The organism is Mesorhizobium sp. WSM4307 (assembly GCF_007003945.1).
Lineage (GTDB): Bacteria > Pseudomonadota > Alphaproteobacteria > Rhizobiales > Rhizobiaceae > Mesorhizobium.
This window is the reverse complement of sequence record NZ_VFTB01000015.1, coordinates 111971-124543: the sequence shown is the minus strand read 5'-3', so window position 1 is coordinate 124543 and position 12573 is coordinate 111971. Positions and strand designations below refer to the sequence as shown.

Here is a 12573-nt window from a genome sequence, read left to right as displayed (position 1 = left end):
GTTGAATGCCGAAATTCGAAGCCACCCGCCGCGTCGCCCATACGCCGCAACAGATGTTTGCGCTGGTAGCCGATGTCGAGGCCTATCCGCAATTCCTGCCGCTTTGCGAAGCGCTGACGGTACGCTCGCGCAAGGAGCGTGACGGACGTACCGTTCTCCTGGCCGACATGAGCATAGGCTACAAGGCGATCCGCGAGACCTTCACGACGCAGGTGCTTTTGAAGCCCGACGAGAACGCCATCGACGTGAAGTATATCGATGGTCCGTTCAAATATCTGAGCAATGTCTGGCGTTTCGAGCCCGATGGCGCCGGCTGTGCCGTTCGCTTCTTCATCGACTATGAGTTCAAGAGCCGTATCCTGGGCGCGCTGATGGGCACCATGTTCGACCGTGCCTTCCGCATGTTCGCCGAGGCTTTCGAAAAGCGTGCCGACGTCATCTATGGCGTCGCGTCGACCTAATTCCGGCCAAGCGCTCGCAGTCCAAGTTCCAGGGCGTGCCCGACCGTCTCACGGCGGATGAAATCGCGGCCCTTATCGGCAAACTGCCTGTGTTCGGCCGTCACGGTTTGACCTTCCAGCCCGACGCCGAACCACACCAGGCCGACAGGCTTCTGCGCCGAACCGCCGCCTGGCCCGGCGATACCGGTGACCGCAAGGGTTAGTCCCGCTCGCGAATGGGCAAGTGCTCCGGCCGCCATCTCGATTGCCGTCTCGCGGGACACCGCGCCATGCGCCTCGAGCGTCGCCGCTGAAACGCCAAGCATGTCCATCTTGGCGTCGTTGGAATAGGTGATGAAGCCGCGATCGACCACGGCCGAGGAACCGGCAATGTCGGTCAGCGCGGCGATGATCATGCCGCCGGTGCAGCTTTCCGCCGTCGCCACCATGATGCCGCGTTCGCGGCAGGCCTCGAACAGGGCAATGGCCAGTTCGGCGTTGCTCATTCCGGCACCTCGCCGGGGAACACCACGCTGGCGGTGGCGATCGCCGCAATGCCTTCTTCACGACCGACAAAGCCCAATTTTTCGTTGGTTGTCGCCTTGATCGAGATACGGTCGGCGGAAATCCCCAGCATCCGCGACAGGGCTGCCGTCATCGCCTCGCGATGCGGCCCGACGCGCGGCGCCTCGCAGATCAATGTGACGTCGGCATTGGCGATGCGTCCGCCGCGCTCGCGCACCAGCTTCGCCGCGTGTTCGACGAAGATCCGCGACGCCGCACCTTTCCACTGCGGATCGGATGGCGGAAAATGCGTGCCGATGTCGCCGGCGCCGCAGGTTGCCAGCAGGGCGTCGGTCAAGGCGTGCAGGCCGACATCGGCATCGGAATGACCGGACAGTTTCTTGTCATGTGGAATGGCGACGCCGCACAGTGTGACGTGATCGCCGGGCTCAAAGGCGTGGACATCGTAGCCGTTGCCGGTGCGGATGTCGGGGAAATGCGTGCGTTCGCTGGAAAGCCGCTGGTGCGCCATGGCGATGTCCCGTGCCCAGGTGAGTTTGACATTGTCCGGCGAGCCCGGAACGAGATTGACTGGTATCTGCGCCCATTCGGCGATGGCCGCGTCATCGGTGAAATCCAGCCTGCCCAGTTGGTAGGCCCTGTCGTGCGCGGCAAGGATCGGCCCGTAGGGAAAACCTTGCGGCGTTTGCGCCGCGTGCAGCCCGCTGCGGGAAACGGTCTCCGCGACCACGCCGGCGGCCGACTCGCGCTTCAGCGTGTCGGCGACGGGCAGGGCGGGCAACGCCCCCTCGTTCTCGCCGATGGCGGCGATGGTGCGGTCGATCAACTCCGCATCGACGAACGGGCGGACGGCGTCGTGAATCAGAACCTGGCCCGGCGCGTGGTCCTTCAGCGCCAGCAGCCCGAGCCGAACGGACTCCTGCCTGGTCGGTCCGCCAATGATGGCAGTGACGCGCTGTGCCTGTGCGCCCGCTGCTTGCCGGAACAATTCGTGGTCGTCGGCGTGGATGGCGACAACGATCCGGCCAGTTCGCGGATGGGTCAGAAACATCTCCAGCGTGTGCGCAATGACAGCGCGGCCGCCAATGTTCTGGTACTGCTTGGGTCCGTTGGCCTGCCCGGCACGAGCGCCGCGGCCGGCGGCGACGATCACCACCGCAACCCCACCTGTCGCGCTCGAGTTTTCACTTCCGTCAGTCATGGCGATTGGCTTAGCGCACGATCCCCAAAAGTGTAATTGGTTTTCCGAAAAGATCGTGCGTCAAATATGAACTCAAAAGCCTCCTTCACACGGCATGAAGGACGCGCGGCGCCTTGGCCACGGCAAATCCCCAAGGCTCTGGAATTTTCCCGATTGCGCCTCAATGTGACGTCATTCCGCGTTGCACATTGCCGCTGATATGGCTAGAGAATGTGCAACGAATGGACATGCTTGGTTTTTGTGCATGGTTAACTCAACCAGATTGGCCGCGCCTTTGAACGTCGGCGGCGTGGAAATCCGCAACCGCGTATTCCTCGCGCCGATGTCGGGAATCACCGACGAGCCTTTCCGGCAGCGCGCCCATGCGCATGGCGCGGGCCTGGTCGTGTCCGAAATGGTGGCAAGCGGCGAACTCGCCAAGGGTAGGGCCGGCTTCGACCTGCGCATACGGCATTCCGGCCTGCCGGTCCATATGGTGCAGCTAGCCGGCCGCGAAGCGATCCACATGGCCGAAGGCGCACGGATTGCCGCAGGCGAGGGCGCCGACATCATCGACATCAACATGGGCTGCCCGGCCAAGAAGGTCACCGGTGGTTATGCCGGCTCGGCATTGATGCTGGATCTTGACCATGCGCTGTCGCTGATCGAGGCTGTGGTCGGCGCGGTCAAGGTGCCGGTGACGGTCAAGATGCGGCTCGGCTGGGACGAAGGCGCGTTCAATGCGCCCATCCTCGCGCGCCGGGCCGAGCAAGCGGGCGTCAAGATGGTGACGGTGCACGGCCGCACGCGCTGCCAGTTCTATCAGGGCAAGGCCGACTGGCGCGCCATCGCCCGTGTCAAGGAAGCCGTGTCCATTCCGGTCGTTGCCAATGGCGATGTCTGTTCCCCGGCCGAGGCAGCCGCCATTCTCGGCCAATCCGGCGCCGACGCTGTGATGGTCGGTCGCGCGCATTACGGCGCGCCCTGGATCGCCGGTGGCATCGCGGCAGCTGCGGCAGGCCAAACGGCGGCCAACGTGCCGCAGACTCCCGCGGCTCTGGCCGACTATATCGTCGGCCACTACGAGGACATGCTGGCGCTTTATGGCGTCGAGAGCGGTTTGCGCCAGGCGCGCAAACATCTGGGCTGGTATCTCGATCGCCATGCCGTTGGCGTCGCCGACGACCACCGAAAGGCCATCCTGACGTCGTTCGATCCGGCCCGCGTCATTGCCTTGCTGCGCAATGTGTTTTCGCGCGATCCGCAACCCTTGAGCCTGCGGAGCGCCGCATGAACGCCACCGCTGGCCAGGGAACTGAAATGGTGGATGCCGCCCAGATCGTCCTCAACACCATCCGCCGCCCGGTGATCATGATCAGCGAGGACGGGTTCATCACCTTCGCCAATGCCGATGCCGAGGATTTCTTTCGCTCCAGCGCGACCATGCTGGCGCGCAACACGCTGTCCAAGCTCGTCCCCTTCGGCAGTCCGCTGCTGACCCTGGTCGATCAGGTGCGCGAGCGTCGGGCTCCGGTCAACGAGTATCGGGTCGATGTGTCGTCGCCACGCCTCGGCATCGAGAAGGTCGTCGATCTCTATGTCGCACCAGTGACGGAATTCCCGGGCTCCGTCGTGGTCATGTTCCAGGAACGGTCGATGGCCGACAAGATCGACCGGCAGATGACGCATCGCGGTGCCGCACGCTCTGTGACCGGCCTGGCAGCGATGCTCGCCCACGAGATCAAGAACCCGCTCTCCGGCATCCGCGGCGCCGCGCAACTGCTCGAACTATCCGCCTCCGATGAAGACCGCGCACTGACCCGGCTTATCACCGACGAGACGGACCGCATCGTCTCGCTGGTCGATCGCATGGAGGTGTTTTCCGACGAGCGGCCGATCGATCGCTACCCCGTCAACATCCATGTCGTACTCGACCATGTGAAGGCGATCGCAAAGAACGGTTTTGCGAAGAAAATCAGGATATTGGAGGACTATGATCCATCATTGCCTCCGGTATTCGCCAATCGCGACCAACTGATCCAGGTGTTCCTGAACCTGGTCAAGAACGCCGCCGAGGCAATCGGCAGCGACCCCCATGGCGAGATCGTGCTGTCGACTGCCTTCCGGCCGGGCATCCGCGTTTCGGTTCCAGGCACGCAGGATCGCGTGTCGCTGCCGCTCGAGTTCTGCGTGCGCGACAATGGCTCCGGTGTCTCGGAGGATATCCTGCCGATCCTGTTCGATCCCTTCATCACCACCAAACCGAACGGCTCGGGACTGGGCTTGGCGCTGGTCGCCAAGATCGTCGGCGAGCATGGCGGCATCATCGAATGCGAATCGACCCCGCGCGGGACCACCTTCCGCATCCTGATGCCGGCCTGGAAGGAAACGCCGTTCGGCCCTGAAGAAGACGGTGAAGGAGACCGCAAATGACCGCTCGCGGCAATATTCTCGTCGCCGATGACGATGCGGCGATCCGCACCGTGCTCAACCAGGCTCTCTCGCGCGTCGGCCACGAGGTGCGCGTTACGTCCAACGCCTCGACCTTGTGGCGCTGGGTGGCGGCGGGCGAAGGCGACCTTGTCATCACCGACGTCGTCATGCCGGACGAGAACGCCTTCGACATGCTGCCGCGCATCAAGAAGGCGCGGCCGGAGCTGCCCGTGATCGTCATGAGCGCCCAGAACACGTTCATGACGGCAATCCGTGCATCCGAGACCGGTGCCTATGAATATCTGCCGAAACCGTTCGACCTGACCGAACTGCTCAATATCGTCAACCGGGCGCTGTCGGAGCCCCGCCGGCCGAAAATCGATGCGCGGCCCGACGAGCAGCCCGAAACGATGCCGCTGGTCGGCCGCTCGGCGGCCATGCAGGACATCTATCGCATGCTGGCGCGCATGATGCAGACCGACCTGACGGTGATGATCTCGGGCGAATCCGGCACCGGCAAGGAACTGGTGGCGCGCGCGCTGCATGAATATGGCCGCCGTCGCGGCGGACCGTTCGTTGCCATCAACATGGCGGCGATCCCGCGCGACCTGATCGAATCGGAACTGTTCGGCCACGAGAAGGGCGCTTTCACCGGCGCCCAGAACCGCTCCACCGGCCGCTTCGAGCAGGCCGAGGGCGGCACGCTGTTCCTCGACGAGATCGGTGACATGCCGATGGAGGCGCAGACGCGCCTGCTGCGTGTCCTGCAGCAGGGCGAATACACGACGGTCGGCGGCCGCACGCCGATCAAGACGGATGTGCGCATCGTCGCCGCCACCAACAAGGATCTGCGTACCCTAATCAACCAGGGATTGTTCCGCGAGGATCTGTTCTATCGTCTCAATGTCGTTCCGCTGAGGTTGCCGGCGCTGCGCGAGCGCTCCGAGGACGTGCCTGATCTCGTGCGCCACTTCTTCAAGCTCGGCGAAATGGAAGGGCTGCAGACCAAGCGTATTTCATCCGGCGGCATCGAACTGATGAAGCGCTACCCGTGGCCGGGCAATGTGCGCGAACTGGAAAACCTGGTTCGCCGGCTGGCCGCGCTCTATTCACAGGATGAGATCTCCGCCGAAATCATCGAGGCGGAGCTGAAGACCGGCGAGCGCCCCGTGGTCCCCGGCGGCGGCAACCTCATTCCCGACGACCTTTCCATCGGCCAGGCGGTGGAGCATTTCCTGCAGCGCTATTTCGCCTCGTTTGCCGGCGAATTGCCGCCAGCCGGGCTCTACCAGCGCATCCTGTCCGAAGTCGAATATCCGCTGGTCCTGGCCTCGATGACGGCAACCCGCGGCAATCAGATCAAGGCTGCGGAACTGCTGGGGCTGAACCGCAACACGCTGCGCAAGAAGATTCGCGAACTGGGCGTCAACGTCTATAAATCGTCGCGGCCGGGCTGAGTGCTGGTCTGACGCACTCTTTTCAGGGGACTGAGCGGCGAAAGATTTCCGCCATTGTCACACTTGTTGCATAATCGCCACAATGCGTTGCATAGATCGGACGCAATCATTGGCTCCCAGACGGCGACATGGCTCCGCAGGCACCTGTACTCAACCAACCGCTATTCAGCGAACCCGGCGCGCGCGACGGACGCCGCTTGCTGGCGCTGCCCGGCGTGGTGGCGGTCGTCGGCGCGCTGGTCATGGCGGCCATTTCATTCACTATCCTGGTCGGCGCGACGCCGATCGCGCCTGACGCCAGGACGACCTGGGCGCTGATCGCGCTTAACGCCGCTTTCGTGCTGTTCCTCATGGCGCTGGTCGGGCGCGAGGTGCATCGCATCGTCATGGCGCGCCGGCATGGCAAGGCGGCCTCGCGGCTGCATGTGCGCATCGTTGCCATGTTCGCGCTGGTTGCCGCCATTCCCGCCATCATGGTGGCCATTATCGCCTCGATCACGCTCGATATCGGCCTCGATCGCTGGTTCGAGATTCGCACCAAGACGATCGTCAATTCCTCGTTATCGATCGCCGATGCCTATGTTCAGGAAAATGCCCGCAACTTGCAGGGCACGACGCTGTCGATGGCCTATGATCTCGACGCGTCGCGAACACTCTACGGCCTTGATCGCACAGGCTTTCTCGACCTCTTGAACAAGGAGGCGGTGGGCCGGTCGCTGGCCCATGCGGCACTGATCAAGCCCGACGGTTCGTTCGTCATGAGCGCGCAGACCGATGCCGATTTCGCCATGCCGGAACCGCCGGAAGGCGCGGTCAGCAGCGCCACCGACGGCAAACCGGTGCTGATAGAGCCGCGCACCCGCAACATCATGGGCGCCATCGTCAAGCTGCGCGAGATCGAGGGCCTCTACCTCTACACCATCCGCCTTGTCGATCCCGAGGTGATCAAGGCGCGGCAGATCGTCAGGTCCAACACCGACGAGTATCGCAATCTCGAAGACAACAGGCGCACCTCGCAAGTGGCCTTCGCGCTGCCCTATCTGTCGCTGACGCTGATCATCATCTTGTCGGCAATCTGGACCGGCATCGCGGTCGCCGACCGTCTCGTGCGGCCGATTCGCCAGCTCATCGGCGCCGCCGACGAGGTGGCGACAGGCAATCTGGACGTCGCGGTTCCGGTCAGGCCTTCCGACGGCGACGTCGCCTCGCTGGGCGACACCTTCAACAAGATGCTGCTGGAGCTCAAATCGCAACGCAACGAGATCCTGTCGGCAAAGGACCTGATCGACGAACGGCGGCGCTTTTCCGAAGCGGTGCTTGCCGGTGTCACCGCCGGCGTCATCGGCGTCGATCCCTACGGCATCGTCACCATCGTCAACCGTTCAGCCGAATCGATGCTGGCCGTCTCCGCCAGTGCCGCACTCGGGCAGAACCTTTCCGCCATTCTGCCGCATGTTGGCCGTGTCTTCGAGATCGGTCGCCAGTCGGGCAAGCCCGTCTACCGAGAGCAGGTGACGTTTTTCCGCGCCGGGACCGAGCGTACTTTCAACGTGCAGATCACCGTCGAGGCGGGCGATGACGGCTCGGAGGAGAAATCCTACGTCGTGACCGTCGACGACATCACCGATCTGGTCCAGGCGCAGCGTTCTTCCGCCTGGGCCGATGTGGCGCGGCGCATCGCCCACGAGATCAAGAACCCGCTGACGCCGATCCAGCTTTCGGCCGAGCGCATCAAGCGCCGCTATGGCAAGGTCATCACCGAAGACCGTGAGGTTTTCGACCAATGCACCGACACCATCATCCGGCAGGTCGAGGACATCGGCCGCATGGTCGACGAATTCTCCGCTTTCGCGCGCATGCCCAAGCCCGAGATGAAGGCCATCGATCTGCGCGAATCGCTGCGTGAGGCGTCCTTCCTGGTCGAAGTCAGCCGCGCCGACATCACCTTCGAGCGGATTTTCGGCAACGAACCGCTCAAGGGCACGTTCGACAGCCGCCTTTTGGCGCAGGCTTTCGGCAATGTGATCAAGAACGCCGCCGAGGCGATCGACGGACTGGAACAAAAGGACGGTTCGCACGGCATAATCCGGATTCAAGCCGGCCGTCAGAATGGCGCGATTCGAATCGACGTCATCGACAATGGCAAAGGTCTGCCGCGGGAGAATCGCCAACGGTTGCTCGAGCCCTATATGACCACGCGCGAGAAGGGCACCGGGCTTGGTCTCGCTATCGTCAAGAAGATCGTGGAGGACCATGGCGGCAGGCTGGAACTTCATGATGCGCCTGCGGACTTCCATGGCGGCCGCGGGGCGATGATCAGCATCATCCTGCCGCCCGCGGCCGTCACGCCGTTGCGCGGCGAAGGCAAGACGGAACACGAAAGAGAAACTGAAAAGGTCGGTAATGGCGTCTGATATTCTCATCGTCGATGACGAGGAAGACATCCGCGAGCTCGTCGCAGGCATACTGAGCGACGAAGGTCACGAAACCCGTACGGCATTTGACGCCGACAGCGCGTTGGCGGCCATAGCCGATCGGGCGCCGAGGTTGATTTTCCTCGACATCTGGCTGCAGGGCTCGCGCCTGGACGGTCTGGCGCTGCTCGACGAGATCAAGACCATGCATCCCACTCTGCCGGTGGTGATGATCTCCGGTCACGGCAATATCGAAACGGCGGTCTCGGCCATCCGCCGTGGCGCCTACGATTTTATCGAGAAGCCGTTCAAGGCCGACAGGCTGATCCTCATCGCCGAGCGTGCGCTCGAAACCTCGAAGTTGCGGCGCGAGGTTTCCGACCTCAAGCAGCGCAGCGGCGAAACCTTCGACCTGATCGGCATGTCGTCGGCGATGAGCCAACTGCGCCAGACCATCGAGCGCGTCGCGCCGACCAACAGCCGTGTGATGATCATCGGCCCGTCCGGATCAGGCAAGGAACTGGCGGCGCGCGCCATCCACACGCTGTCGGCCCGCAAGGGCGGGCCGTTCGTGACCCTGAGCGCTGCCAACATCACGCCCGAGCGCATGGAGATCGAACTGTTCGGCACCGAATCGAACGGTGTCGAGCGCAAGGTCGGCGCGCTGGAAGAAGCCCATCGCGGCATCCTCTACATCGATGAAGTGGCCGACATGCCGCGCGAGACGCAGAACAAGATCCTGCGTGTGCTGGTCGAGCAGCAGTTCGAGCGGGTAGGGGGCACCAAACGGGTCAAGGTCGATGTCCGCATCATCTCCTCGACCTCGCAGAACCTGGAAGCCATGATCGCCGACGGGCGTTTCCGCGAGGATCTCTATCATCGCCTGGCGGTGGTTCCGGTGATGGTGCCGGGGCTGGCCGAACGGCGCGAGGATATTCCCTATCTCGTCGACAATTTCATGAAGCAGATCGCCCGCCAGGCCGGCATCAAGCCGCGCCGTATCGGCGACGATGCGCTTGCCGTGCTGCAGGCGCACAATTGGCCGGGCAACGTGCGTCAGCTGCGCAACAATGTCGAGCGCCTGATGATCCTGGCGCGCGGCGACGACGTCGATGCGCCGATCACCGCGGACCTTCTGCCGTCCGAGATCGGCGATGTCATGCCGCGCACGCCGAATCAGTCCGACCAGCACATCATGGCGCTGCCGCTGCGCGAGGCGCGCGAACAGTTCGAGAAGGACTATCTGATCGCCCAGATCAACCGCTTTGGCGGCAACATCTCGAAGACCGCCGAGTTCATCGGGATGGAGCGCTCGGCGCTGCACCGCAAACTGAAGTCGCTGGGCGTCTGACGCGCGGGACCTGTGCTGAACAGCGCGTGGTCCAAGCATTTGCCGGTTACGGCGGCGGCGGAATCGCATAAGAAGGCCCGAGATTTTTCAGGGGTCGCCAATGCCGCGCATTGCCTATGTCAACGGGCGCTATGTCGCTCACGCGAACGCTTCCGTGCATATCGAGGATCGCGGTTATCAGTTCGCCGATGGCGTCTATGAGGTCTGCGAGGTGGCGCGCGGCTTCATCGTCGACATGCCGCGCCATCTTGCCCGGCTCAACCGCTCGCTGACCGAACTGTCGATTGCATGGCCAGTCGCGCGCAACGTGCTGCCGCTCATTCTGCGCGAAGTGGTCAACCGCAACCATGTCGTCAACGGCCTGGTCTATGTGCAGGTAACGCGCGGTGTCGCCAGCCGCGAGTTTGTTTTCCCGTCGGCGGACACCAAGCCGTCTTTGGTGGTCACTGCCAAAAAGGCCGATCCGGCGGCTGGAGCAAAGCGAGCCGAGACCGGGATCTCGATCATTACCGTGCCAGAGAATCGCTGGGACCGGGTCGATATCAAGACCGTCGGACTGCTGCCCAATGTATTGGCCAAGCAAAAAGCCAAGGAGGCCGGCGCGCAGGAGGCATGGTTCGTCGACCCCGAAGGCAACGTCAAGGAAGGCGGCTCGTCCAACGCCTGGATCGTCACCAGGGACGGCGTCCTGGTTACCAGACCGGCCGATCACGGCATCCTGCGCGGCATCACCCGCACGACCATGTTCGAGGTTGCGGCGAAGCTCGGCCTGAAGATCGAAGAGCGCGGTTTTTCCGTCGCCGAGGCCAAGGCGGCGCGCGAGGCGTTCATCAGTTCCGCCACGACGATCGCCATGCCGGTCGTGGCCATTGACGGCGATCCTGTGGCCAACGGGCACCCCGGCTCAGTGACACTTTCGTTACGGCAGGCCTTTTTTGACATTGCGGAAAAAAGTCCAGCCTGATAACCGCACAGGTGGAATGAACATCAATATATCTCGTTCTGCTTGTCGTTACTGACGACAAGACGGTGTTTGCGCGCTTGACATGTGCCCGACAATTTGGCGCATTGGCTTGCAAACCGAAGGGGATCGGCGAAAGACAAGAACAATGGCGGAACGATCGCAAAATCTTCAGGACCTGTTCCTGAATTCAGTTCGCAAGAGCAAGAACCCGCTCACCATCTTCCTCATCAACGGCGTGAAGCTGACCGGCGTGGTCACTTCGTTCGACAATTTCTGTGTGCTGCTGCGCCGCGACGGTCACTCCCAGCTCGTCTACAAGCACGCCATTTCCACGATCATGCCGAGCCAGCCGGTTCAGATGTTCGATGGCGAGGAAAGCCAGGGCGCCTGATTGGCACGTGAGAAGGACGCGGACGGCACGGTTCGCGGAAAACCAGCGCATCATCCCGGGACGGAAGCCATGGGGCCGACCCGGGCCGTCGTCATTGTGCCCGTGCTTGCCCGTCAGCCGCGCGGCGACGACGACACCAACCGCCCGCGGCTGACGCGTTCGGCCGACGCTCGCCATGACGAGGCGGTCGGCCTTGCGCGCGCCATCAATCTCGACCCTGTCCATACGGCTGTCGTGACGGTCAACGATCCGCGTCCAGCAACCTTGCTCGGCAGCGGCAAGGTCGAAGAGTTCGCCCAATTCGTCAAGGACAACGACGCCGAGCTGGTCATCGTCGACCATCCGCTGACCCCGGTGCAGCAACGCAATCTCGAGAGGGAACTGCATGCCAAGGTTCTGGACCGAACCGGGCTGATCCTAGAAATCTTTGGCGAGCGCGCCCGCACCAAGGAAGGCACGCTGCAGGTCGAGCTTGCCCATCTCAACTATCAGAAGGGCCGCCTGGTCCGCAGCTGGACCCACCTTGAACGCCAGCGCGGTGGCGCCGGCTTCCTCGGCGGTCCCGGCGAAACCCAGATCGAATCCGACCGGCGGCAGTTGCAGGAAAAGATCATCAAGCTGAAGCACGAGCTGGAAACGGTGCGTCGCACCCGCGACCTGCATCGCGCCAAGCGCAAGAAGGTGCCGTTCCCGGTGGTGGCGATCGTCGGCTACACCAATGCCGGCAAGTCGACGCTGTTCAACCGGCTGACCGGGGCGGACGTACTGGCGCAGGACATGCTGTTCGCCACGCTCGATCCGACGCTGCGCCGCGTGCGCCTGCCGCATGGCACGCCGATCATCCTGTCTGACACGGTCGGCTTCATCTCCGACCTGCCGACGCATTTGATCGCGGCTTTTCGCGCCACTCTGGAAGAGGTGGTCGAGGCCGATCTCGTCATCCATCTGCGCGACATTTCCGATCCCGACACGGCGGCACAGGCCGAGGATGTCGAGCGCATCCTGGCCGACCTCGGTGTCGACGCCGGTGACACCAAGCGTGTGATCGAAGTCTGGAACAAGATCGATCTGCTGGATGAAGGCAACAGGAGCCGCCTGCTTGCCGATGCCGCAGACGGCAGCAAGGGTCCGCCGATCGCCATATCGGCGGTGACCGGTGAGGGCATCGATGCGCTTAAGGCGCTCATCGAGACGCGCATGGCGGGCGAGCTCGAAGATCTGACGGTGACGATCGAGCCGGCACAATTTGGCCTTGTCGATTGGCTGTATCGCAATGGCGATATCGTTTCGCGCACCGACAATGAAGACGGCAGCGCCACCATCTCGCTCAAGGCTACACAAAGCGCCCGCGAAGAGATCGAAAGCCGATTGCGTCGCAAAAACAACGGCTAGGTCGGAGCAACTATAGGAAAAGTGTA

At 63.0% G+C, this 12573-nt stretch carries 11 protein-coding genes; 9 read left to right on the top strand and 2 right to left on the bottom strand.

What is annotated here, in order from left to right; all coding sequences use genetic code 11:
* The first annotated feature begins 5 nt into the window (after nucleotides 1–5).
* Nucleotides 6–461, top strand: coding sequence for a type II toxin-antitoxin system RatA family toxin (locus FJV83_RS30980; RefSeq protein ID WP_142887240.1), 456 nt, complete (start codon nucleotides 6–8; stop codon nucleotides 459–461).
* Here FJV83_RS30980 and FJV83_RS30975 read toward each other — a convergent pair.
* Entirely contained in the window at nucleotides 458–946 is a 489-nt protein-coding gene (locus FJV83_RS30975; protein ID WP_142887241.1) for a CinA family protein, read from the bottom strand. The two genes, FJV83_RS30980 and FJV83_RS30975, sit on opposite strands and share 4 nt — an antisense overlap.
* Nucleotides 943–2166 carry a bifunctional 2-C-methyl-D-erythritol 4-phosphate cytidylyltransferase/2-C-methyl-D-erythritol 2,4-cyclodiphosphate synthase gene (locus tag FJV83_RS30970; RefSeq protein WP_142887242.1) on the bottom strand — a complete coding sequence of 408 codons (1224 nt, stop codon included), beginning with the start codon at nucleotides 2164–2166 and terminating at the stop codon, nucleotides 943–945. The genes FJV83_RS30975 and FJV83_RS30970 overlap by 4 nt, the downstream gene beginning before the upstream one ends.
* A 244-nt stretch (nucleotides 2167–2410) precedes the next feature.
* On the opposite strand from FJV83_RS30970, the gene dusB reads away from it, so the two are divergent.
* The 8 genes from dusB to hflX all read left to right on the top strand — a co-directional run bounded on the left by dusB (nucleotide 2411) and on the right by hflX (nucleotide 12547).
* Nucleotides 2411–3439 carry a tRNA dihydrouridine synthase DusB gene (gene dusB, locus FJV83_RS30965; protein ID WP_142887243.1) on the top strand — a complete coding sequence of 343 codons (1029 nt, stop codon included), beginning with the start codon at nucleotides 2411–2413 and terminating at the stop codon, nucleotides 3437–3439.
* Nucleotides 3436–4578 carry a nitrogen regulation protein NR(II) gene (locus FJV83_RS30960; protein ID WP_095775759.1) on the top strand — a complete coding sequence of 381 codons (1143 nt, stop codon included), beginning with the start codon at nucleotides 3436–3438 and terminating at the stop codon, nucleotides 4576–4578. The genes dusB and FJV83_RS30960 overlap by 4 nt, the downstream gene beginning before the upstream one ends.
* Nucleotides 4575–6035: a nitrogen regulation protein NR(I) gene (ntrC, locus tag FJV83_RS30955; RefSeq protein ID WP_010909344.1), complete on the top strand. Its 1461-nt coding sequence runs from the start codon at nucleotides 4575–4577 to the stop codon at nucleotides 6033–6035. Before FJV83_RS30960 ends, ntrC begins: the two co-directional genes overlap by 4 nt.
* A 128-nt stretch (nucleotides 6036–6163) precedes the next feature.
* Nucleotides 6164–8449 carry a PAS domain-containing sensor histidine kinase gene (locus FJV83_RS30950; RefSeq protein WP_095775757.1) on the top strand — a complete coding sequence of 762 codons (2286 nt, stop codon included), beginning with the start codon at nucleotides 6164–6166 and terminating at the stop codon, nucleotides 8447–8449.
* On the top strand, nucleotides 8439–9800 hold the full coding sequence (locus tag FJV83_RS30945; protein ID WP_095775756.1) for a sigma-54 dependent transcriptional regulator: 1362 nt from the start codon (nucleotides 8439–8441) through the stop codon (nucleotides 9798–9800). The genes FJV83_RS30950 and FJV83_RS30945 overlap by 11 nt, the downstream gene beginning before the upstream one ends.
* A 100-nt stretch (nucleotides 9801–9900) precedes the next feature.
* Nucleotides 9901–10764 (top strand): D-amino-acid transaminase, encoded by an 864-nt coding sequence (locus tag FJV83_RS30940; protein WP_095775755.1) that lies wholly within the window; start codon nucleotides 9901–9903, stop codon nucleotides 10762–10764.
* A gap of 145 nt (nucleotides 10765–10909) precedes the next feature.
* On the top strand, nucleotides 10910–11155 hold the full coding sequence (gene hfq / locus FJV83_RS30935; protein ID WP_006202172.1) for an RNA chaperone Hfq: 246 nt from the start codon (nucleotides 10910–10912) through the stop codon (nucleotides 11153–11155).
* Nucleotides 11156–12547: a GTPase HflX gene (hflX, locus tag FJV83_RS30930; protein WP_142887244.1), complete on the top strand. Its 1392-nt coding sequence runs from the start codon at nucleotides 11156–11158 to the stop codon at nucleotides 12545–12547.
* Nucleotides 12548–12573: the final 26 nt, after the last annotated feature.